The following is a 25242-nucleotide window of genomic DNA, read 5'->3' on the forward strand; positions in this document are numbered from 1 at the left end:
GGTAGTTTGCTTGGGCGTGGGTAGCAGTTATGGGGCATACTGGGACAACGGCATTTATAGGTGCACCAATGATTATGGTGCTAATCACGCTGTCGTATTAGTAGGTTACGACGAAACGCAAAACTACTGGATTGCCAAGAACAGTTGGGGGTCTGGCTGGAACGGCGATGGATATTTCAAAGTGGGTTGTGGGGAATGCTCAATTGAGAACTATGTCAGCTATAATACTGCGTCATCCGTTCTAACTCCTCCCCCCGCCCCAACCCTCGATTCTCCGACTGATGGAGCCATGGTAAACGGGAGTTCCATCGTGTTACAGTGGAATCCTTCTGGGGAAGCGAATCACTACTTTTTGATGGTAAGTATCGATCCTGATATAAGTGTCACGATAGGAAACACAGCAGTGAGGAAGTTCTACGGCGACATAGGCGATGTAACTCAATACCATGATACAGGCTATCCTATGGATGGTACTACCTATTACTGGTGGGTGTACGCTGGCAACGATGCCGGCTGGTGTTCTCAAGCTGATGTAATCGCAAATGGCAGCAGCTTTGTTAATGGAGCAAATCCCCCACCCACACCTACACCTACGCCTACGCCTACACCTACGCCAACCCCTACGCCGGCCACGTCCATAGCTATTGATTGTGCGAGCGCGCCAGTGGGTGAGACTGCCGATGTCGACATTACAATAGTTACTGACGACCCGGACGGCATAGGTTCAGCTACCATAACCCTTACCTATGATTGTTCCATTGTCAGTGTAGACGGTGTTTCAGGGGGAGAAATTGGCAACGTTTATTGGGGTACAGAGGGCTGCACTACTACCATAACAGCGGCAACCGGGGATACCCCCGGGCCAACAGGTGCCGTCTTGTTTGCGACAGTACATTTAAATGGGGAAGGCAGTTCTGGTGAGTGCTGCGACCTGGATATTGAAGTGTCATCGATGTATGACGGGACAGCAGGCGATCCACAGCAGATAACACCAAGCCCAGTTACCGATTGCACCTTCTGCATTTCTGGACTGGAGGGTGATGTTAATAACGATGGCGTTATTGACTCGGTAGACTTCCAGTTATTGGCCCAGCATTTGGTAGGAACTATAACGCTCAGTGGCGATTATTTACTCGCTGCCGACGTTAATTGCGACGGTGAAGTTGACTCAGCAGACATGCAGCTAATAGCACAATACCTGGTTGGGACTATTGACTAATTTGCTTATGTGCTGTATAATCTCTTAATTTAAATTCTTTTAGGTAGAGGAGGCTGTATACGGGGTATTCTACAAATGCTACACGTAGGAGTTGCAAAATAGCTATATTAAGGTAAGAAGGAGGAAGATATGACTATAGTGACTAGGAAAGGACTCTCGGTGGTTTTAGCGTTGGTGCTTGCCTTGCTGCTGATGGCTACACCGGCGGCGCTGGCCGACCCCGGCACATCCGTAGCAATTAATGATGGTTTAGATGTACCGGTGGGGGGTAACAGGAATGTTGACATTATGATAACTACCGACGACCCACAGGGCATAGGCTCAGCTACCATAACACTTACCGTTGATACCTCCGTTGTCAGTGTAAGCGGTGTGACTGCTGGAGCCCTCGGCGCTATTACACATAATACGGCGGGCAGCACCACGACAATAGTCTCATGGACAGGGAGTTTCCCAGGGCCAACAGGCACCTTCACATTTTGCACCGTGACACTACATGCAGAAGGCGGTGAAGGAGAGTGCAGTGTCCTGGGTATTGAGGTTACATCTATGTATGATGGGACGCTAGGCGATCCACAGGAGATAACTCCAAGTCCAGTCGTCGATGGCACATTTTGCATCCATGAGGGGGGTGTGGGCACCTCGGCAGCTATTGAGTGCGGCAATGCACAAGAGGGTGGCAGCGATACAGTTGACATTACCGTAACTACCAGCGACCCGGCCGGCATAGGTTCAGCTACCATAACGCTTACCGTTGATACGGCTGTTGTTACCGTAGGCAACATAGCCGCTGGAGCCCTCGGCACTGTTTTCTCGAATACGGTGGGTAGCACCACTACCATGTCAGCGGCCACAGGGTCTTCACCAGGTCCAATCGGCACTTTCACATTTGCCACCGTGACCTTAAATGCGGTAGGCAATTCTGGGGACAGCAGCGCTCTGAATATCGAGGTGACAACGATGTATGACGGGACGGCGGGCGACCCTCAGCTCATACACCCAAGCCCGGTGACCGATTGCATCTTCACTATTGGCGGCAGACAGAAAGGCGATGTTAATGACGATGATGCCATTAACTCGGCAGACATGCAGCTAGTAGCCCAGCATATAGTGCATACGACAACACTGACTGGCGATGCTTTCACCGCCGCTGACGTTAATTGCAGTGGCACAGTTGATTCAGCAGACATGCAGTTAATAGCACAATACCTGGTTGGAACCATTACCGATTTTCCCTGCTGAATATATATGTACTAAGAACGGAGATCAGGCTTGCGGCAAGCTAATGTCGCTATCAATCTGAGAAATCCCTTGCCGCAGGCAACTCTCCTGGGTGCCTTGCTAGCGGATGCTCGCTAGCCTGTTTCATGAAGAAAAAGCCTGGATAAATGCCCTCCCTGGTACTTCCTCGCGGAAATCCGTGTCACTACTTGATTACCCCATTAGGAGTGTGTGCCAGGTTTGGGGAATCGCATTCTTTAACAAGGTGATGAGAGGTTTACTTCTGTAACCGAGTACCAGGTTGCCAAAATCGCTATCATAATGACACGATGTCTCCACTATCGGGCTTAAGTTAAGCTTTCCAATAGGCCCAGTTCCCGGTTATCATTGCCACGAAAATATAGCCCTGATATGCACCATTTTCATAACTCGACGGTGCCGCTGGCGAGCGGCGTGTTGGATCGTAGCAAAAAGGTCGTGTTTATAGAGCAAGCCCTCATGGCCTGACTCTGTAAATACTTAGTAAAAATACCCTCATTCTGCATCCACGCAAAGCAACTCCTCGAATCCTCCTCGGCGCTAACGGCCCCCGCCGCATTGAGTGCTTGACAGGTAGCGAATGTTTGTAACATAATCCGAAGTGACTGACCATTATTCAACACATCCTCGTGGGATGTTTCCCGCTTTGCATAATTGGTGGGTCAAGAGAAAAACCACGCAGTGAAAATGAAGCACAGTGAATAGGAAGCGGTTTCTCTATATTATGGCATCTCTCACCTTCACTTGTGCCTTTATGGCAGCAGCGATTCCACCGTGCGTTAGCGAATCTGGAGCTTCTCCAACGACGACCTATGTGACCACTATGATTTCACCTGGTGAGTCTGATATTCGTATCGACCCCCATCGCATAAACCTCGTTGATAGGCCGTTAAACGTATACACTACTGGCACATCCACAGCATCAAGTAACTCCGAGCCCTGTGTCATCTGTTCAACCTGTCCAGGAAGTAGTCTCACACCTACGAAACCGCCAGATACCAAGACAAGTGAACTCGATGAAACACCATGCGGGCACAATGGAGCTGAAAATATTGGCATGGGTAACCCTGCAGCAGTGTACTGCAATGAGATGGGCTATGAATACAAAGTGGTGAAAACCGAAGATGGAGAAAAAGGCATAGTCACGCTGCCAGATGGAAGTGAATGCGATGCCTGGGCCTTCTATGGTGGTGAGTGCGGAACGGAGTTTTCCTACTGTGCCAAAATGGGCTGGCCGGTTGCGGCAGAAGGGAAAAGCGACCCCATTGCCACAAAGTGCACCACATGCGTGCTGCCCGACGGTTCTCACCAAACGGTTCGGGAACTCCTTAATTTGAGCGAGAAGTGCAGACCAGGAGTGGAAAGCTTGAGCGATGCTGTCCCCGATGAGGGATACATCAGCGATACCTCGGAAAGTGGGTCGATTCCTCCTGACCACTTCGACTGGAGAGACGAAGACGGTGAAAACTGGATGACTCCGGTTAGAGACCAGGCTGGTTGTAGTAGTTGCTGGGCATTTTCGGCAGTGGGCGTAGTGGAGCCGCTGTACAATATTTTCTATGATGAGCCCAATTTAGATTTAGACCTCTCAGAGCAATACCTGGTATCGGATTGCTGCACAGCCTGCGGGGACTGCGTTGGCGGATCGAATGCGCGTGCGCTTAGATTCATCAGGGATGAGGGAATAACAGATGAGGCCTGCTTCCCCTATAGCGCACTTAATGGTCCCTGTTCCGATAGATGCGCCGACTGGAGTAGCAGGCTAAAGGGGATACATGAGACGGAATATGTTCAGGGAGATACGCAAACAATAAAAGAGCACCTGATCGAAAGGGGACCCCTCGCCGCCTCCATGGGCATTGGTGAGGAGGCCGGGGGATACTTCGAAAGCGGCATTTATAGATGCACCGATGATTCTCTGACTAATCACAGTGTGGTAATAGCTGGCTACGATGAAACGGAGGGCTACTGGATAGTGAAAAACAGCTGGGGCACCGGCTATGGAGATAACGGTTATTTAAAAGTGGGTTTTGGCGAATGCTCGATTGAGAGCTCGGTCTACTATGCCGCTCTCTACGCGTGGCCGGCGCTGCTATCACCACCCAGCGGTCTGGCGTCACGACCGGGGGAGGTCACATTAGACTGGCGTGAGCAGGATGGGGCCACCGGCTATCATATCCAGATAGACCAGGTCGATACATTCGACTCGCCTCACCTCGTAGAGGTCGAACGTGAGGAAACCGGGTATACCGCCAATCTCAGCACTGGCTCCTACTACTGGCGGGTCAAGGCGCATCTTAATGGCGAGGATAGCCCCTACTCCCCGGCCTGGCGGCTCACTATTACCAACGAGCCCGTGGTCCAGGTGACCGACGACTATGGCAACGATTACCACCCGGCGATAGCCCGGACCGACGATGGGAAGCTGTGGGTGGTGTGGTACTCCGAGCGCTCGGGTAACAGCGACATCTGGTACAAAACCAGCTCCGATGGCGGCGCCACCTGGTCACAGGCTTCACAAATAACCACTTACACAGGAGCTGACTATGATCCAGCGATAGCCCAGACCGCAGATGGCAGGGTGTGGGTGGTGTGGGAATCTGAGCGCTCGGGCAACCACGACATCTGGTACAAGACCAGCTCCGACGGCGGTAGCAACTGGTCACAGGCTTCACAAATAACCTCCGACCCTAACCGTGATTACGGGCCGGCGGTAACCCAGACCGCAGATGGCAGGGTGTGGGTGGTGTGGGAATCTGAGCGCTCGGGTAACTACGACATCTGGTACAAGACCAGCTCCGACGGCGGTAGCAACTGGTCTGAGGCTTCACAAATAACCACCGACCTTAATCATGAACACGAGCCGGCGGTAACCCAGACCGCAGATGGCAGGGTGTGGGTGGTGTGGACGGGTGAACTCCAGGGGACCCTCGACATCTGGTACAAGACCAGCTCCGACGGCGGCGCCACCTGGTCTGAGGCTTCACAAATAACCTCCGATGCTCTCTCCAATTCAGCACCAGCGATAACCCAGACCGCAGATGGCAGGGTGTGGGTGGTGTGGCAATCTGAGCGCTCGGGTAATGGCGACATCTGGTACAAGGCGAGCTCAGATGGGGGTGCCACCTGGTTTAGTGTCTGTCAATTCACCAATTTCACCGGTTACGACGGACACCCGGCAGCGGTCGCTCTGGCGGGCAGTGAGCCGGCAGTGGCCTTCTGGTCTGATCGTGCCGTCAAATATGACATCTGGTACGGCACCATCGGCTCTATGGAGGATATAGACCCTCCGCCTCACCTGGATTGGGCTCTACATGAGCCAGACAATCCCGACACTGAGCAAACGGTGACGATACGGGCAGGGGTTAGTGACGAATCAGGTGTGCAGGGTGTTCAACTGGTGTGGTCCATTGACGGCACGCCTCAGGAAAACCTTCCGTTGTACGATGACGGATATCACGATGACGGCGATGCTGACGATGGTATCTATGGCGTTGAGCTTGGCCCCTTCCCCACCGTGGACACGGTGGTGGAATACCAGGTCCAGGTGACGGATATTGACGAGAATACGATCGTAGGCCCCGAATACCCTGACTCATTCCAAATTATTGAGCCCTTCATCACTACCGGCGATATCCTTCTGGTCGCCGATAATTTAGGTTCATACACTCCCTACTACACCGACTCCCTGGACGGCCTGGCTTATGAGTATGATGTTTGGGACACCGAGCTCCGTGAAAATATAGATGGTGAAACCCTGAGCCAGTACCTAGACGGAGTGGTTATCTGGGCAACCCCCAATTGGGGTTATATAGGCTACGCCGAGACCCAGGACAACCTGGCGTCTTATCTCGACAGCGGAGGAAGGCTGTTCATAAGCGGACAGGACATCGGCCATTATATCGGTTCATCAACCTTCTATCAGGATTACCTCCATGCCCAGTACGTTCAGGACGATATAGACCTCTTCGGCCTGTTTGGCTTACCCGGTGATCCCATAACCGATGGCCTTTACGTTTCCATTTCGGGCGGCGACGGTGCCAACAATCAGTATAGCCCCAGTGAGATCAATCCCCTATCGCCGGCGGTGACTACTTTCACTTACGATGCTTCAGCCACCACCCCCAAGTTTAAGCCACAGCTTCTTGAAGAGGGAAGGGAACGACCCGGGAGCGATGAGATGCCACCGCAACAGGAGCCAGTGGCGACAGTCAGCCATGGCATAGGTTCCACTCCAACGTCATCGCGAATAGATATCGGTACCAAAGCGATCAGTTCCAGTGGCAGCGGTGCGATCCGGGCTAATACCGGAACCTACAAAGTCGTCTATCTTGCCTTCGGTTTCGAAGCCATAAACTCCGCAACAGACAGGGAAGTGGTAATGGATAGGGTGATGACGTGGCTATCGCTACCCATTACCTGGGTAGCTATTGACTGTGCCAGTGTGCCTGAGGGGGGCACTGCCGATGTCGATATCATCATAAATACCCAGGACCCCGATGGTATAGGTTCCGCCACCATAACGCTTACCGGTGACCCATCTGTTGTCAGCGTAGGGGATGTAACGGCCGGAGACCTCGGCGCTGTTACCTGGGACACCGTGGGCAGCACCACGACAATAGTCTCATGGACAGGGGGTTCCCCAGGGCCAACAGGTACCGTCACATTTTGCACCGTGACACTACATGCGGAAATCCCTGGTTCAAGCGCCTTGGATATAGAGGTAACATCGCTCTACGATGGGACAGCGGGCAATCCACAGCCGATAACCCCAAGCCCGGTTACCGATTGCATCTTTAGCATTGATGGCAGATTAGAGGGTGATGTTTACCCGCTGGGTGCTGCCGATGGTGTTATTGACTCAGCAGACTTTCAGTTAATAGCCCAGCACATAGTGGGTACTATAACTCTCGTTGAACCTGATTTCCTCGCCGCCGATGTCAATGACAGTGGAACAGTGGACTCAGCAGACCTGCAGCTGATGGCACAATACCTTATTGGAACGATCGATGGGTTTCCCGGCGGAGATTACATTCCCTGAATAGAGGGCATTAACAGACCGTAGGGTGGGTGCAGCGCAGTGTAACCCACCTTTAGCACAATTCGATGGGTTGCACCCATCCTACTTTATCTACCCCTCTCCCGCACACCGGTTCGGCTACCCCGGCCGCAGTGCTTACACGCAGGCGCTCTGCCGTTACAACACAGCCTGCATCAAGAAAACCCGCATGCTTTTCCATACTAAACACTGTAGAGCCGCCCCGTATTTGGCCTTGACAAGTATTGCTTTTTATGGTATACATACACAATACGTTTAGTGCCAGTGACATAACTGAAGCTATTTCCTATTCGAGCACAGGAAACTGCGTAAGCAATGTCATCGGCGTTATGGTAACCAGGCTTTTCATGGGGCACCTGGGTCACAGGCACCCGTGAGAAAGGACATTATAAATGCGGTATTTTAGCAAGAGCTCGGGTAAGCCTTCAAGAGCCGCGGTAAAGGTACAGTTGATACTGGCGGTGGTCGTGATGGTGGCGCTTGCTGGTATCGCGATACCGGTGATGGCACTGGACCACGCCGAGGGTGTAAATATAGGCTCACCCAGGGGGAATGGTGCCAGCATAAACGTGACCAAGCAGGTCCGGCTGGGAGCTGGTGATTGGGTGGATACAGTAAACACCACAGTTGGCGAATACGTGACTTTTAATTTGACTGTTCATAACGACGGTACCAGCAACCTGACCGATATATGGGTCACCGACACCCTCTCGGAGAGCCTGGACTACCTCGCAGGTACTTCAAATGTAACCACACCCTGTGGGTCTGACCCCACATTTGGGCCGACTATAGTTGGCAAGAAGCTTACATGGAATGTCTCGGAGGAGCACTGTGACCCCATCGAACCGTTGGAGAGTGTTAACATCGTGTTCTCCGCCAATGTCACCTCCTGCGGCGTGGACGTAAACGAGGTATCAGCAAATGCCACGTATATTGATTACACGGTTTTCGGTAATGACACAGCCACTGTTAACACCGTTGAACCCAACATGTGGGTGTGGAAATTTGTCAAGGTCCAGGGGGGTCCTTCCTGGGTGGAGACCACTAATGCCACACTTGGCGACATCCTGGAATTCAAGTTAACAACCTGGAACAGCGGCACCTGCTGCAACGTGACCCAGATAGTGGTTACCGACATCCTCCCGGAAAGCCTGACGTACGCTCACGATGCAAAAATAGATTACCCGGGTAACGGGACTGTATATCGAGAGCCGATCGAGGATGGCAACAACTATACGTGGAATCTCAGTGATTTCGTCCCCCTCCAAAAAAATGGGATAATAGACATCTACTTCTCTGCCAATGTAACCGGTTGCGGCACGGGCTTATTAAACACTCAGACGGCAAATGCCACGTGTTTGGAGAATGAGGAGCTCTTGCTTTATGATGAAGACACCGTCACCTTTAACATTCTTCCCGAACCCAGCATAAACGTGACCAAGCAGGTCCGATTGGGCTCTGGTCCGTGGGTGGATACGGTCAATACCACATTCGGCGAAACCGTGACTTTCAATTTGACTGTTCAAAACAACGGTAACTGCAGCAGCCTGGAAAAGATTTTAGTCACCGACACCCTCTCGCCCAGCCTGGGGTACATCGGAAATGCAACAATAATTCACCCGGGTAACGCGACGATATCTCGGGCGCCGGATCAGGTTGGCAACGAGTACACGTTGAATCTCAGTGATTTCGCACCCCTCGAATCGTCCGACAGCGTATATATCTTATTCTCTGCCAATGTCACCACGTGCGGGCCTACGGACATAAACGAGGTAACGGCAAATGCCACAGGTGTGGAATATCCTTACCAATTTGTTGAGGGTACTGACAACGCCACTGTTACCGTGATTCCCGAACCCAGCATAAACGTGACCAAGCAGGTCCGGTACCCGTGGGATACTGGTGAGTGGATGGATACGGTCAATGCCTCAGTGGGCGAATATGTGACTTTTAATTTGACTGTTCTTAACACCGGTATCTGCTGCAACCTTACCAATATAATGGTTACTGACATCCTCTCGACCAGCCTGGACTACCTCACAGGTACTTCAAATCTAACCACACCCTGGGGGTCTCCCCCCACATTTGAGCCGGATATAGATGGCGACGAGTATACGTGGAATGTCACGGATTACGCGGTTGCTCATGCCCTCGAAACGTACGAGAGTGTTAACATCGTGTTCTCTGCCAATGTCACCTCCTGCGGCGTGGACGTAAACAATGTAACAGCAAATGCCACGTGTGAGGAGGATGAGGAATACTGGGTTTCTGGCGAGGACACAGCCACTGTGAACACGCTTCAACCCAGCATGTACGTGTTAAAATTTGTCAAGGTCCAGGGGGGCCCTTCCTGGGTGGAGACCGCTAATGCCACACTTGGCGACACCGTGGAATTCAAGTTAGTAACCGTCAACAGCGGCACCTGCTGCAACCTGACCCAGATAGTGGTTACCGACACCCTCCCGGACGGCCTGGCGTACATCGGAAATGCAACAATAGAGCACCCGGGTAACGCATCGATATCTCGGGCGCCGGATCAGGTTGGCAACGAGTACACGTTGAATCTCAGTGATTTCGCCCCCCTCCAAGACGGTGGGATAATAGACATCTTCTTCTCTGCCAATGTCACCGGTTGCGGTACGGGCCTAATAAACACTCAGACGACAAACGCCTCGTGTGTGGAGGCTGGGGAGACGCTCGGTGACACGGACACCGCCACCATTAACGTGCTTCCCGAAGCCAGCATAAACGTGACCAAGCAGGTCCGATTGGGAGCTGGTCAGTGGGTGGACACGATCAATGCCACATTCGGCGAAACCCTGACTTTCAATTGCACCATCCGCAACACCGGTAACTGCAGCAGCCTGGAAAAGATTTTGGTCACCGACATCCTCTCGCCCAGCCTGGGGTACATCGGAAATGCAACAATAATTCACCCGGGTAACGCATCGATATCTCGGGCGCCGGATCAGGTTGGCAACGAGTACACGTTGAATCTCAGTGATTTCGCCCCCCTCGAATCGTCCGACAGCATATATATCTTATTCTCTGCTAATGTCACCACGTGCGGGCCTACGGACATAAACATTCAGAGCGCAAATGCCACGTGTTTTGAAGATCCTTCCCAATTTGTTGAGGGTACTGACAACGCCACTGTTAACGTGCTTCCCAACCCCAGCATAAACGTGACCAAGCAGGTCTGGGACGATCTTAACACTAAATGGGAGGATGAGGTCATTGCCGCAATCGGCGACACCATGACTTTCAATTTGACTGTTCATAACACCGGTACCTGCTGCAACCTGACCGATATGATAGTCACCGATATCCTCTCGGAGAGCCTCGATTGGGACAACGACTTTTTAATCACCGCGCCCGGGTACTCAGGAACACCCGCGCCGACTATCGATGGCAACGAGTATACGTGGAATCTCACAGCTGAGGTACCTCTCCTCGAAACGTGCGAGAGTATATACGTCGTGTTTAATACCACTGTCCTCTCGTGCGGCGTGGACGTAAACGAGGTAACGGCAAACGCCACGTGTGATGGCAATGAGGATTACTGGGCTTATGACGAGGACACAGCCACTGTTAACGTGCCTCCACCGAGCATAAAGGTTATTAAGTCGGTCTGGGACCCGGATGCATATGAGTGGGCGAATGAGGTCGATGCCGCAATCAGCGACACAGTAAGGTTCCGGTGCGATATCTACAACGACGGTACCAGCTGCAACCTGACCGCGATTGAGGTCCACGACATCCTCTCGGACAGCCTGGAGTACGCCGGAAACGTAACGATCAATGGCATTCCCTTCTCGACACCTCCCGTTTGGGAGGGGCCCACAGAGTTTATGTGGGAATTCCCATCTTGGGTGCTCGAACCGGACGGGCCCCACAAAATCATCGAGTTCGATACCACGGTGATCGATTGCGGCGTGGACGTAAACCGGCAGGAAGCAATTGGCTATTGTGAGGGATCCCCTGCGGATCTGGTTTATGATGGTGACACAGCCACCGTTAACGTGCCGTGCGGGCCAACACCAACGCCTACACCAACGCCTACGCCTACGCCTACACCAACACCGACACCAACACCGACACCGACACCAACACCGACACCTACGCCGACGCCTACGCCTACACCGACGCCCACACCAACACCAACGCCGACGCCGACGCCTACACCTACACCGACGCCGACACCTACACCGACACCAACACCTACGCCTACACCAACACCTACCCCTACTCCTACACCACCACCAATAAACGCTGCTGTAGAGATTGAGTGTTGCTCAGCTGTACCTGTGGCTGGCAGCTGTGAAGCTGACATTACCATAACTACCAATGACACAGACGGCGTAGGTTCAGCTACCGTAACGCTAACAGTGAATACAGCCGTTGTTACTGTAGGCGGTGTGGCGGCTGGACAACTTACCTCTGCGTTTTCCTGGAACACGATAGGCGCTACCACTACCATAACAGCGGCCACAGGTACTCATCCCGGGCCGGGATGGGACGGGAGCACCGTCACATTTGCAACCGTGACATTAAACGCGGTAGGTAGTGTTGGAGAGTGCAGCCCACTGAATATCGAGGCAACATCGCTCTACGATGCGACCTTGGGCGATCCACAGCCAATAGCACCAACTCCGGTTACCGATTGCGAATTCTGCATTACGACTACACCGACACCGACGCCAACACCGACACCGACGCCGACGTCTACACCTCCTCCGTGCAGATTGGAAGGTGATGTTAGTGACGATGACGTCATTGACTCGGCAGACTTCCAGCTAATAGCCCAGCATATAGTGGGGACTACAACACTAACCGGCGATGATTTCCTGGCCGCCGATGTTAATGACGGCGGCACCGTTGACGTAACGGACCTGCAGTTGATGGCACAATACCTTATTGGCACGATTACGGAATTCTCTGGCGGAGAGTGCATTCCCTAAACGCAGTAGGCTTTCACGCCAGGAACAGCAGAACCAACGGCAAGAGCATTACGGGGTGGACAGAGATGTCCACCCCTTCTTATATTAAAAAAAGCTATGCCAGACAGTGGCACCCTATCTTTCTAGAACAACTCACGCTGCAATTTTATAACTGCGGTAAGGCAAGACCACCGGTTCGGCTACCCCGGCTGAAAGGCCTAGCCCAGCATTGTTCAGCCCCACAGGTTGATGGCCAAGGTGACACCAGGCCTCACCAGGTGCTATAATAATGCCTGTGGTGCCCTGTGCCAGATATAAAACAGGGCCATCTGACACAGAGGAATATTGGGCGTAATGAGCTATGGCGTGGGTCACAAAAACCCCAGTTCGGCAGTTCGAACACGCCCGTCGCATTTTTTATACTGCATCAGACTTTATCAGCTAACAGGGATTTTGGAATTTCGCCCCTGCTCCCGATATAACTGTAAGGGGCAATAAATTGAGGATTTTTCTGCCGCCGAAAAGTTTATAAAAGGAGGCTGTTATCATGGCTGAGCCGGCAGAGCTGGAAAAGAGAATCAGGGTGCTGGAGGACATTGAGGCGATAAAGAAGCTTAAGGCTAAATACTTTCGATGTGTTGACAAGAAGCTCTGGGACGAAATGGAAGAGGTCTGGGTCGAAGATGCAGTGGCGGATTATGGGATGGGCATAGAGCTACTGCATGGAAGAAAGGCGATTATGGACTTCCTGAAAAAGAACCTGGGGCTGGACTCTATGATCTCTGCTCATCAGGGCCATAACCCCGAGATCGAGATAACCAGCGATACAACAGCCAGGGGTGTATGGCTGCTGAATGACCGTCTCATAGTACAGACGATAGCAACACTCAATGGCTGGCGCTACTATGAAGATGAGTATGTTAAAATAAGCGGCGAGTGGAAGAAAAAGAGCACGAAGATAACAAACATCCTGGAGGAGTGGACGCAGACCAAGCGATAAGGAGCAGATTTCCTGGCTATTCCAGCTAGGAGAGGTAGGGAGCAAGTATTAAACGTAGCAGCTAAAAATAGTAGAGTATTAGCTGAGTCTGCTTCTCGTATCGGAACGCCGAGGTGGCGGAACCGGTAGACGCGAGGGACTTAAAATCCCTTGGGTGTTGAGCCCGTGCGGGTTCGAGTCCCGCCCTCGGCACTTCTTTGACCTGTAGAGGCCTGTATCGCCGAAAATGGCGTGGCTTTTTAAGAAGTCACCCTTATTCCCTTTGCAATTGTAAAGCTTAAAATGACGTGGGATCCTGAGTTTGAGATTGCCTTTAGCCCCAAGACAGTGGCTGTAGTGGGGGCCTCCCGTAAGGCGCTACCCTTCAGCGATTTTGTGGGTATCCTGAAGAATGCCGGCTTCCCCGGCAGGATCTATCCCATCAACCAAAAAGCGGTTGGCGAAAAGATCCATGGTCTTAAGGTATACCCCGACCTCGTCTCGGTCCCGGAGCCCATCGACCTGGTGACCGTCTCCGTTCCCCCACATGCAATCCCCTCGGTGCTCGAGGACTGTATTGCCGCAAATACCAGGAACATCCAGATCTACACTGCCGGTTTTAGGGAAGCTGGCGATGAAGAGGGAATAGCCCTGGAGAAGAGGCTTAAAAATATAGCTGAGCGAGGGGGGCTCCGCATTGTTGGTCCCAATTGCATGGGGCTTCATGTCCCCGCATCCAGGCTAACCACCTGGCTGAGCTTCGACCCCGAGCCCGGCCCCGTGGCTATGCTCGCCCAGAGTGGTGGCCATGCCGGCCAGTTTGTTTTCGATGCCCCGCTACACCGCATTCATCCAAGCAAGGTGATTAGCTATGGCAATGCCACGGTGCTCGATAGCATCGACTTCCTCGAATACCTGGCTACAGACATAGAGACGGAGATTATCTGTATGTATCTGGAGGGAGTAAGCGATGGCAGAAAGCTTACTACTCTGGTCAGGGAGATTAATAAGACAAAGCCGGTGATCATCTGGAAGGGGGGAACCACCGAGAGTGGCGCCATAGCCGCAGCCTCCCATACCGGGGCGCTCGGTGGCGAGTTGGCAGTTTGGGATGCCTTCTTCAAGCAAACCGGGGCTGTTAGGGTTGATGGCAGATACGAGCTTCTCGACGTTGCCATGACATTCCGCTACCTTCGCCCTCTGGCAAGTAACCGGGTGGCGCTGGTCGGAGGAGGGGGGGGCAACAGCGTTGCCGGCGCGGATATTTGTGCCCGGGCGGGGCTCGAGCTACCCACCCTTAGCGAGAAAACACGACAGGAACTGAGAAGCTTTATGCCCCGCGAGGGGTCCATAATAAGAAATCCAGTAGATATAGCCATGGCAATGGCAGACCTCAACAGCCTTATACGCTCCATAGAGTGCGCTATCGCCGACCCCTCTATCGACGCCGTTATCTTCATTCTATCGCCGGGTTTATTCTACCTCAAAGCTGCTATAGACCCGGCATCCCAGATGACCGCCATACAGGAGGCAACTGATAAGCAAGCCCGGATAATCCTGGATCCCCTGATCAGACTTGACCATGAGAATGCTCACAGAAAGCCCCTGGTCATGGTGTTCCGTGAAGACCTGGCACGCTTTCTCCCCGGCCAGGAGGATAGGCTTCGGCAGGGGTTGCTAAAGGAGGGGATCCCCGTCTATCACTCTCTGGAGCGGGCAAGCCGGGCCATAGGTAAGTTCATCCGCTACCACCAGTTCCACAGAAAAACGGATGCTATATAACAACTAGTTTTGTTATCTAGCACATCCAGTGGCAGAACTTTTCTACTTCTTTACCTTTCCTTTACTTTTATTATAGTATACTTTTAGAGACTGATGAAAAATAGGTGCCCCGATATAATCGGGGCCGGGGGTCTCAGGGTGTCCCCCAGCTTTAAAAGTCCCCCAAGATTGGGGGATACAGGGGGTTGATTCAGACCTCTTCAGCAGTCTCTTTTAGAGAACATGCGTATCCTGATTACAGAGGACGAGAAAGAACTCGCAGATGCCCTGGCCAGAGGGCTGCGCCAGCAGGGCTATGCTGCCGATATCGCTTACGATGGCGAAGAAGCCCTTGTCATGGCGGAGGTGAACGACTACGACCTTATCATCCTCGACCTCAATCTGCCCAAGATCGATGGTGTTGAGGTATGTAGTAAGATACGGGCCTCAGGCTCACCAACCGGCATCCTCATGCTGACTGCCCGCTCCAGCCTCGACGACCGGGTAAACGGCCTGGATCAGGGTGCTGATGATTACCTGGTGAAGCCGTTCCACTTCCCTGAGCTGCTGGCACGGGTGCGCGCCATACTGCGCCGTGAGGGTGAGACGAGGCACCCCATTCTCAGGATAGGCGACCTGGTGCTCGACCCAAACGCCATTAAGGGCTACTTCAGTGGCTCGGAGATAGCGTTTACCATAAAGGAGTTCGCTATCCTTGAGTATCTGATGCGCAACGCCGGACGGGTTATAAGCCAGGAGGAGCTGCTGGAGCACGTTTGGAATGAGGATACTAACATGTTCACCCATACCGTTAAGGTCCATATCAATAACATGCGCAAGAAACTTAGCGCAGCCGGGGCGGGCGATTTAATCTCAACCGTCAAGGGGAGGGGATATTTACTATGAGAATGCCCGTATTTACCAAGACTATTCGCTTTCGGCTTACGTTTTGGTACACAGTGCTTCTGCTATTGTTTGGCGCTCTTTTCATTATTTGGTTGTATATGAGCGTACAACAATTAACGGCACAACCCCCGGAACCATTTTGGCATATGGCAGAACAGGGATATTCTCCAAGGGAAATATTCGACCTTGCAAGAAATGAGCAGCTGGAACTATTGAGAAATTATTCTTTAATCGGCTTCGCCGGCCTTATTACAATCGGGGGGGTAGGTATCTACTTTCTCTCACGGCGGATGCTGAAGCCGGTTGCCCGTGTCTCCTCGCTGGCGGCACGGATTTCCAGCACCAACCTGAAGGAAAGGATCAATTACCAGGGCCCCGAGGATGAGATAAAGCACCTTGCCGATACCTTCGACGACATGATGGGCCGCCTGGAGAGCACCTTCGAGTCGCAGAAGCAGTTCATTCAGGACGCATCGCATGAACTGAGGACCCCCATTGCAATAGCCCAGACGAACATAGAGGTCGCCGAGATGGAGGGAAAAGCGACTATTAAGGATTATAAACGCCTGCTGGAAGTGCTCAAGCTGAGCCTGGAGCGCATGAACCAGCTCAGCGACAACCTCCTCCTACTATCGGAGGGCGACCAGTCTCAGATGAAATGGTCGGTGGTGTATACGGCTGCCCTGCTTAGCGAGGTGACAACAGAAGCCAGTGCCAAGGCCGCAGCGGCAGGTGTGGGCCTTGAACGGGGGCCAGAATCGAGCGAAATATGCGTAATGGGGGATACCCTGCGCCTCAAGCAGGCATTAATCAACCTGGTCGATAATGCCATTAAGTATAACCGCACCGGGGGCACAGTGAAGCTCTCGGCCCGCGCCGAGGGCTCTCAGGTTGTCCTTCAAGTGCAGGATAGCGGTATCGGCATCTCAAAAGCAGACCAGCAGCGCGTTTTCGACCGCTTCTACCGCGTTGACAAGTCCAGATCTCGCGGCGGGGGAGGCAGCGGCCTTGGACTAGCCATAGTCAAGAAGATCGTGGAGAACCACGGAGGCACCATCTCGGTGGAAAGCACTCCCGGTGAGGGAAGCACTTTCCGAATAATACTGCCGCGACATAGCCCAGCCTAAATCTTCCACACCTCCTCATTAAAACAGGGGCTTCGGCCCCTGTTTTAATGGCTATCCCATCCACCCGGAAATTTACCATGTCTTTACCATAGTTATGCTATGCTTGATATCAGCTACAGGTAAAGGAGGTGAAATAAATGAAGCGGTACATGAAGTACGGGATAATCGCCATCGTGGCAGTCGTTGCCCTCTCGGCTGGAATCACCGCCGTTGTTTCCGCCCAATCCCCGGAGGCTGAAGTTGGCAGCGATACAGGGCCAGGACAGATCTTCCTCAGCAAGGTAGCAGACATACTGGAGTCAGATGAAGAGGAACTGGCCGATGCCTTTAAGCAGGCTCGACAGGAGATGTGCGAGGAAATGCAAAAGCAGCGTCTCCAGAGCATGCTTGAAGAGGGACTGATTACAGCGGAAGAGGCCGAGCAGATTCAGGACTGGTGGGATAGCCGCCCCGAGGCGATGCAGCAACTAGGACCACCGGGGCACCACATGAGAAACACATGGTGCCACCAGATGAACATGCCGTGACATCGCTCCGTATTAATTTACCTTACGTCTATACAAAATAGGGGCCTCGGCCCCTATTTTTATTCAAGTAATACCCCCTAAAGAAATTTACCATATCTTTACCATAGTTATGCTAATGTGGTAATGCGCTAATGAACCCGAGCAAGCGGTAATGAGTTTTTAAATGTAATATAAGGAGGCGTAGATGCTTACACTGAGGAGGGCTTTTAAGAACATCTGGAGGAGGAGGTTCAGGACAGTGCTGGTGAGCCTGGTCCTGGCCCTATGCGTAGCGGTTTTCGTTTCCACCATCGCCGGGGTTGATGCCAGTGAGGAAGCCACCGCAGAAATGCTGGAGCAGTATGAGGAAATCGCAGAGAGTACGATAGAGCAAACAGAGCTGTCGATGACCGCGATTACGGTCCAAAATATGAGAGGATTTATGCCTCAGTCTGAGTCTAGTGATGGGATGAGTGAAGATGTAGCCGATGACATCTCGGATATGGACGACGTCGCGGCGGTGGTACCGCAGGTCAGCGGCGGTTTAGGCGAAGCAGAGGAGGCAGAGGGTGGGGGAGGCCCATTTGGTGGCGGTAGGGTCATGTCTGCCTATAGGGTAATCGGTGTTCCACTGGACCTCGATGAGACGTACAGCGTGTTGCCGGTAAATATCGTCGAAGGACGAAGCCTGGAAGAGGATGAAGATTACGCCGTTCTCATCGGCGAGGACCTTACCGATTACTTCGATGCGGGTGTCGGCGATACCATAAAAATCGAAGGGACGTATTTCGATGTAGTCGGGGTCTACTCGAGCGGCTTTATGAGAAACGAGGTCTATATGAGCCTCTCTTCCGCTCAGGAGGTGCTCGATATGGATGGGGAGATATCCTCATTGACCGTGTATGCCGATAGCGCTGACGATGTCGACTCTGTGGTCGTTGAAATAGAAGAGACCTATTCGGACTACATGGTCATGGCTATGAGTGACATGCAATCCCAGTTCGGTGGTCGTATTCAGCAACAGCAGGAAGGTATTATCAGTACAATTGACGACAATCTCTCCAGCATAGAATCTACGGGATTAGGTATTACTGTTGTATCTGTTATTATCGGGGTCCTGCTTATCTTCGGCCTGATGTTCTACACGGTGCGCGAGAGAACCAAGGAGATAGGTACACTGAAGGCACTGGGGTTCAGTAACCGGGATGTCCTGAAGCAATTTATGTATGAGGGGTTTTACGTTGGCCTCATCGGAGGGGCTCTCGGTCTCGGCATCGCTGCTGTGAGTGCATCGCTGTTCAGTTCCTTGCTGCTCAATACAGGCGATACCATGGGAACACCGGTATCCGTAACGGTTACCATGCAAGTCATGCTGCTGGGACTGGGCTTGGCCGCTGTAGCCGGGGCTTTGGGAAGCCTGTACCCCGCATGGAGAGCATCCCACGTGAGCCCTATGGAGGCGCTAAGGAATGAATAATCCAACATCGACAATATGGAGGTTTAACTGATGGAAAACAACACAATTGTCAAGACAAAAGGTTTGAGCAAAGTATTTAAGATGGGCGGGCAAGACGTTCGTGCCCTCTCGAATGTGAACCTTGAGATAACAAAGGGCGAGTTTGTAGCGATCATGGGGCCCTCGGGCTCAGGAAAAACCACCCTGCTCACCCTGATCGGATGCCTGGATAAACCGACCAAGGGGAAAATATATCTCGGGCGAAAGGGTATAGAAGTTACCAGCGTACCGGACTCTTCGCTCTACAAGATAAGAAGGGATAATCTGGGGTTCATCTTCCAGAGCTTCAACCTGATACCCAGCCTGAGCGCTATCGAAAATGTGGTGCTTCCCATGGAAGCTTCGGAGAAATCGGGGAAAAAGAGAAGGAAAAGGGCGCTAGAGCTACTGAGCCTGGTAGATATTGCCGACAGGGAAAACCACAAGCCTTCTCAATTGAGCGGTGGAGAGCAGCAGAGGGTATCAATCGCCCGCGCTCTGGCAAACGACCCCGATCTGATCCTGGCGGATGAACCCACAGGCAATCTGGACTCCGAGACCGGAGAGAGCATTATGAATATACTGCGACGATTGACCACCGATAAGAACCGTACGGTTATTGTCGTGACTCACAACAACTATATAGCTGAAATGGCAAACAGGACGCTCATTATAAGAGACGGGAAGCTCCAGAATTAACAGGGGGAATCTTCCTGTGGAAATGCGGTGTTGTGGATGGATAAGATACGCGTAAGAAACCTTGTTCTTACCCTCACCTTGATCACGTTGTTTACGCTTAGCATCTCGTGCAATTCGCTATATAGCGAAGATATTTCATCTGAAGACAGCCAATCCCCTATATTGCCCAATATTGCCGATGTCGTCGCTTTAGTCACACCTTCGGTCGTGACTATCGACACTGAAACGACCTATCAGTTTTTCCACCGATCTTTTACCCAGGAAGGTGCTGGCTCGGGATGGATCATCGATGAGAGTGGTATTATCGTTACTAATAATCATGTTGTTGACGGAGCTGATAGTATCATTATAACATTGTACGATGGCAGCACCTTTTTTATTGACCCTGATACGATTGCGACCGACCCGACCGATGACTTGGCTATTATCAGAATTGACGCTGAAAACCTTCCGGCAGCCAATATTGGTGACTCATCCGAACTACGGGTCGGTGACTGGGTAGTAGCTATCGGCAATCCGCTCGGGCTAGGCATTAGTGCGAAAGAGGGTATAGTCAGCCGTTTGGACGTTTCTTTAACAGTGGACGGCCAAACATTAACTGACCTCATTGAAACGAGCGCTGCGATAAATCCCGGCAATAGCGGTGGGCCGCTGGTGAACATGCAGGGAGAGGTAATCGGTATCACCAGTGCCAAGGTTAGTTCTGTTGGAGTAGAGGGGCTAGGCTATGCCATCAGCATCGATGAGGCTATGCCTATAATAGAGGAATTGATTACTAGTGGGTAGCAGCCTGCCTCTGGTTACCATGATTTGTTATCAAATATCACCATTACTATCATAAATATTTTCGTCAATTAATTATTAGTGTCCAGAGTTCCCCGATAGGTATCAGTGTCTTTGATATTGGCGCTCTCAGAGTCTTACCCAAGCGATAATATTTCACCATATAGACCTATAACTAGAGACTGCTGAAAAAGAGGTGCCCCGATTAAATCGGGGCCGGGGGTCTCCCCGATGTATCGGGGCAGCTTTAACGAGCCCCCCAAGATTGGGGGATTAGGGGGTTGATTGAGACTATTTCAGCATTCTCGGTATAAGCAACGCATATAACAATCGCTGTGAAAGCTAATAGTATATTCAAAGAGGACACTCCCTGCTTGAAGGTATTTGTGAGGATCCCGGCCTTAGATTATACGCCTTAGACCGCGACTACTTCCTCGACCTCAGGCACTTCTTCCCTGATAATCCGCTCGATACCGTTCTTTAGGGTCATCGTCGCCATAGGACAACCGCCGCAGGCACCGGTCAGCCTGACCGAGACCACCCTATCCTTTACCTCGACCAGTTCCACATCGCCACCATCGGCCTGTAGCGCAGGTCTCACGCGGTCGATCGCTGCTTCTATTTTTTCTCGCATGGCCACTAATCCTCCTGTCTGGAGATATACCTCTCCTTACTTCAACATAATTAGCTTAATCCATGGGGTGGCGCTTGTATGCAACCTTTGCCTCATACCGGAGGTTCTTGGTTGGAATCCAACTCCCGCTGCTAAGTAATCGAGGGCGCGGAATTCGAGGCCGTGCCTTTATGTTTACCTGCCCCGGGTGCCGCTGTGGTAATGCAAAAAGCTGGCAACTCAAGATGAGCTATTTTTTAGCGTACGTTACTTCGACTGCACCGCCGAATATTGGATTAGTGGTAACATCCTTGAAACCAAGTTCGGTAAGAAGTTGATGTCTCTCTGTTTGGGGGAGATGCTCAGTACCCCAGGTTATTTCATAGAACTGATCCTTAATACTGGGTGCGTATTCCGGCTTTCTAAAGTCCTCCACTCTTTCCGGATAGGCGAAGTCAAAAATTACTATCTCACCGCAGTCCTTTAGAGCCTTGTAGCAGTTTGCCATTGACCTATATCTTGTATTTGGTCTTATTTCGTGTAACACTACCGCCATGTTTACCAGATCAAATTCTCCATCATATTCCATGGAGGCTGCATCTACCAACGTGACTGATGTTCTATCCTCCACCCCGTTGTCTTCCAGATGCCTCTGGGTATCTTCGATAACGAAACGATCGATTTCAATACCAATAAAGTTGCATCTGGGGAAATCTTTCGCTAGTTGAATCATGAGATCCCCCCCACCACACCCTACATCTAAAACCTTCATACCGGCATCCAGCCGCTCTTTCAACCCGGGAATTGAGGGAATTATCATGAACCTATAAGCCAAGGGCACTAAATGACTGGTCAGGGCTTTAGCGTCTTTTGAAAACTCGTACCCAAGGGCATCCCAGAAATGGGTGTCTCCACTCTTGTAATATTCGGGGTGACTCTTGAGGAGCTTTGCCCAGTGAGAAACCATGAATCTCGCTCTGTGCCCGAAATAATAGGGATTTTCGGGATCGGTGAGCAGAGAACCCATGTGGGGTGCAAGTTTAAATCTGCCATCGTCGGCACAATCGAGAATTTCGAAGTAATAGGCGCTTTGGCACCAAAGCCTCACATAGGGTTCATGCAGACCGAGCTCACTGGCTAGCGTATCTGGGCCAACGCCGCCCTCGGAGGCACTGAGCTTATCGAATAAGCCAAGGACAACCCCTGTATTCACTAAGTGGACAGCCAGGAACCCTTTTTCATAATCTTCCAGCTTTGCCGATTGTTCATCCACGGTAATTTCTGTCATGCCATTTCACCTCTGGATAATGTTAAATTTTGTGTCGCTTTCTTTAAGGTGCGCACATCTTAGACAAACGAAGGGCAGTTGTCAACGGTTGACTATAAGCGCACGATTGGGCTACGCCGATATCCTACCCTGGCGGGGTACTGCTGATATCTTGCCCCGCTCCGGGATGTACCACGGCGACGGGTACCACCAGTCGCCTGGTTCAGCGATGCCATCTTCGATGAGGATGTGCATTAGGTTATAGCCACAGGCCATCAGGCATAGCCCTCCGGGGTGCGCGGCTGACTGGTGGACGAGATACAGCCCGTCGATCCCCGGGACGCGGAAGCGTGCCAGCTCAGGCAAGGGCCGCTTGTTCCACCACTGGTCACGGCACTGGCGGATGGTGCACCAGGTGCCACCAATCATCCCAGTGTTGCGAAACTCCTGCTCCCACGGGGTGAGGCTCCAGTGTTCTACGAGGTCATCCTCAAGGTTTTCTACTACTGAACTGAAGGCCTTTCGCATATAGGCATCTATATCATCTTTGACCTTGTTCATAGCATCTGGCCCGTCAATGTGGTACTCTGGCGGCGGGACATAACCAACGATAGAACAATTGACGTAGAGGTTGGGACGGGTGCATTGCGAGTGGAAGTCGGCACTGAATATTTTTGAGCTCCCAGCCCAACACCACGGATATCTCTCCGGCGACATGGTGGGGTTACCCTGCTTGCCCATCACATCAGTAGCGTGCTCATAATAGATCTCTCGCGAGTCCATCGGGTAACATACGCCTGACTGCTCACCCTCCTTGAACTTGGGACGATAGCGAAGGGGCTCACGCGTTAGGAAGTGGTTTACGTACAATGTCCCTCCCTTGATGTTGAGGTCATTTACGCGCTGCAGTAAGCCAACGTCCATATACTGCGGCCCGATGAGGTTGTTGAAGGTTTGCTGAATGTCGGTGGCACTGATCACTGCCTTGTCCGCCCAGATTACCTTGTTGCCCCAGACGGCATTGTCCCGCAGTCGCACGCCCACGGCGCGTCCGTGTCTGATAATAATCTCATCCACGGGACAGCAGGTGCGGAATATTGCACCGTGGGCTACAGCACAGCGAAAGAGGGCGTGGTAATATCCATGTTGGCCACCGATGGGGACAGTCCCTAAGGTATATAGCACGGCGGCTACCGCGGCTTCGAAAGCGGGTATAGCCATGCCCTCAAAGTGAGCCGCAGCACCGGCCCACCAGCCGAGAAACGCCAGGAATGTCTTAAAGGGCTCGGTCTCTATATATTCATCCATTAGATCAAACTGGGTCCATTCAAGCATCTCCGGGGTCCATACCTCTGGCAATCGCTCCCTATAAACCTGCATGAAAGGGATGGTATCGGCATTTATCTCCACTTCGGGTGGATGAGGCGGGCTCCAGAAGGTGGCGCGCAGCAGCTCCTGGACAAACGGTGGATTGCCGGTGAGGCCGGCCAGCTTCAGCCAGCCCTCCAAGTCCTTAGCACCGACCATGGAAACTCCATCGGTGCACAGAAGTCCGAATCCCCCGCCTCCGGCAAAGCCTTCCCCAGCAAGCTTCTGAGCTGCCCAGTCCATGCGGAGGCCGTACCTCCACAGCTCTAGCTGCTCCCAGCCGGGGGCTGCCCCCCCATACAGGGCTACGGCATGGGGACTGACATGCACACCGGCTATGGGATCCGCGTTCTCCTGCGCTCCCCCGCACTCCGCCCGCTCCTCCAGAACGCAGACGCTCAGGCCGCACTTGGCCAGGTATGCCGCTGTCGTGGTGCCGTTGTGGCCGGCGCCAATAATAACAATATCGTAGCTTTCTTCCGTGTTCATTTTGGTGCCTTGTCTACCCTTGTACCCTTTCCAAAACTCTTACACCCCGCGCAACCATAGCAATACTCCAAGGCACAAAGCAGAGGAACTCTAGCAGGTCAGGGTAACCTGCCCCTTTCAACACTAATCTGTAATGGGCGCTTACATCAAGGAAAACCGCCCAGTGGTAACATCGCTTTAGGCCTAGTAAGGCCGGTTATCTTAATCCTCACTGGAATTACTATTCATGGTGATTACAACATATATGTCTTAGTGAAACGCTCCATCTCACGAGTAGGTTTCCACCACTTCTTAACACCCATGTCCTCGGCCACCCTGTTAGCGGCGAGGTAGCCCGACCCGCCGAGTACAAGTCCTCCCGGATAAGAAGAGACCCCGCACACATATAGGCCCTCGATGGGCGTCGAGTGGTTGGAACATTCTATATTGGGACGGAAGGTATTTAGCTGCGTCGGCCGATAGTCGCCGTGCTTTATGGAGCCGCGGCGCATGTTAGGGAAGCGTATCTCGATGTCCACAGGGGTCTCGGCGTTGGTCTGTATGACATTGTCCTTTGTGAAGTTTGGAGCCACCTTGTGCCATTTATCAAGAATCGCAGCCTGCAGCTCCGGGGAGCGTTTCTCCCAGCCGCCCACGATGTCGTATGGAGCGTGCATCTGGAAGAAGGAGACCTCCCCGCCCCAAGGGGCATAGACGAGGTGAGGGTCCCAGAAGCTCTCACAGGTGGAATGCCCGCCGAAGTTCTTGAGGTCGATATTACCCGCCATGACA

Annotated in this window: 16 protein-coding genes and 1 tRNA gene; 13 read left to right on the forward strand and 4 right to left on the reverse strand. The window is 52.3% G+C overall.

The genetic code is table 11. The annotated features are described in order from the left end of the window. The 13 genes from VMX96_06055 to VMX96_06115 form a co-directional block, all read left to right on the forward strand. Positions 1-1219 (forward strand): dockerin type I domain-containing protein (locus VMX96_06055; GenBank protein HUU63465.1); only part of this gene is annotated, 1219 nt, incomplete at its 5' end. A 129-nt stretch (positions 1220-1348) separates the two neighbouring features. Next, a complete protein-coding gene (locus VMX96_06060) occupies positions 1349-2461 on the forward strand; it encodes a dockerin type I repeat-containing protein (GenBank protein ID HUU63466.1) in 1113 nt (370 codons plus the stop codon). Between the two features lie 715 nt (positions 2462-3176). Beyond that, positions 3177-7520: a C1 family peptidase gene (locus VMX96_06065; protein ID HUU63467.1), complete on the forward strand. Its 4344-nt coding sequence runs from the start codon at positions 3177-3179 to the stop codon at positions 7518-7520. Between the two features lie 410 nt (positions 7521-7930). Continuing rightward, positions 7931-12499: a dockerin type I domain-containing protein gene (locus tag VMX96_06070; protein HUU63468.1), complete on the forward strand. Its 4569-nt coding sequence runs from the start codon at positions 7931-7933 to the stop codon at positions 12497-12499. A 526-nt stretch (positions 12500-13025) separates the two neighbouring features. Then, positions 13026-13478, forward strand: coding sequence for a nuclear transport factor 2 family protein (locus VMX96_06075; protein ID HUU63469.1), 453 nt, complete (start codon positions 13026-13028; stop codon positions 13476-13478). A gap of 107 nt (positions 13479-13585) precedes the next feature. Further along, positions 13586-13670 (forward strand) — tRNA-Leu (locus VMX96_06080). Positions 13671-13760: 90 nt separating this feature from the next. After that, a complete protein-coding gene (locus VMX96_06085; protein ID HUU63470.1) occupies positions 13761-15239 on the forward strand; it encodes a CoA-binding protein in 1479 nt (492 codons plus the stop codon). A gap of 222 nt (positions 15240-15461) precedes the next feature. Then, positions 15462-16124 (forward strand): response regulator transcription factor, encoded by a 663-nt coding sequence (locus tag VMX96_06090; protein HUU63471.1) that lies wholly within the window; start codon positions 15462-15464, stop codon positions 16122-16124. A gap of 212 nt (positions 16125-16336) precedes the next feature. Beyond that, positions 16337-17251, forward strand: a complete 915-nt coding sequence (locus VMX96_06095) for a HAMP domain-containing sensor histidine kinase (protein HUU63472.1) — start codon at positions 16337-16339, stop codon at positions 17249-17251. A gap of 137 nt (positions 17252-17388) precedes the next feature. Further along, complete coding sequence (locus VMX96_06100; protein HUU63473.1) at positions 17389-17778, forward strand: hypothetical protein; 390 nt, start codon at positions 17389-17391, stop codon at positions 17776-17778. A gap of 184 nt (positions 17779-17962) precedes the next feature. Next, positions 17963-19234 carry an FtsX-like permease family protein gene (locus VMX96_06105; protein ID HUU63474.1) on the forward strand — a complete coding sequence of 424 codons (1272 nt, stop codon included), beginning with the start codon at positions 17963-17965 and terminating at the stop codon, positions 19232-19234. Positions 19235-19264: 30 nt separating this feature from the next. Next, complete coding sequence (locus VMX96_06110; protein HUU63475.1) at positions 19265-19951, forward strand: ABC transporter ATP-binding protein; 687 nt, start codon at positions 19265-19267, stop codon at positions 19949-19951. Positions 19952-19987: 36 nt separating this feature from the next. Then, entirely contained in the window at positions 19988-20737 is a 750-nt protein-coding gene (locus VMX96_06115; protein HUU63476.1) for a trypsin-like peptidase domain-containing protein, read from the forward strand. 412 nt (positions 20738-21149) lie between these two features. Here the strand turns inward: VMX96_06115 and VMX96_06120 are convergent, their stop codons facing one another. The 4 genes from VMX96_06120 to VMX96_06135 form a co-directional block, all read right to left on the reverse strand. Further along, positions 21150-21368: a NifU family protein gene (locus VMX96_06120; GenBank protein HUU63477.1), complete on the reverse strand. Its 219-nt coding sequence runs from the start codon at positions 21366-21368 to the stop codon at positions 21150-21152. Positions 21369-21597: 229 nt separating this feature from the next. Then, positions 21598-22635 (reverse strand): methyltransferase domain-containing protein, encoded by a 1038-nt coding sequence (locus VMX96_06125; protein HUU63478.1) that lies wholly within the window; start codon positions 22633-22635, stop codon positions 21598-21600. Between the two features lie 111 nt (positions 22636-22746). Continuing rightward, positions 22747-24471: an FAD-dependent oxidoreductase gene (locus VMX96_06130; GenBank protein HUU63479.1), complete on the reverse strand. Its 1725-nt coding sequence runs from the start codon at positions 24469-24471 to the stop codon at positions 22747-22749. 233 nt (positions 24472-24704) lie between these two features. Continuing rightward, the coding region (locus VMX96_06135; GenBank protein HUU63480.1) for a hypothetical protein at positions 24705-25242 on the reverse strand (538 nt) is incomplete at its 5' end.

It is taken from the genome of Dehalococcoidia bacterium (assembly GCA_035528575.1).
GTDB lineage: Bacteria > Chloroflexota > Dehalococcoidia > E44-bin15 > E44-bin15 > DATKYK01.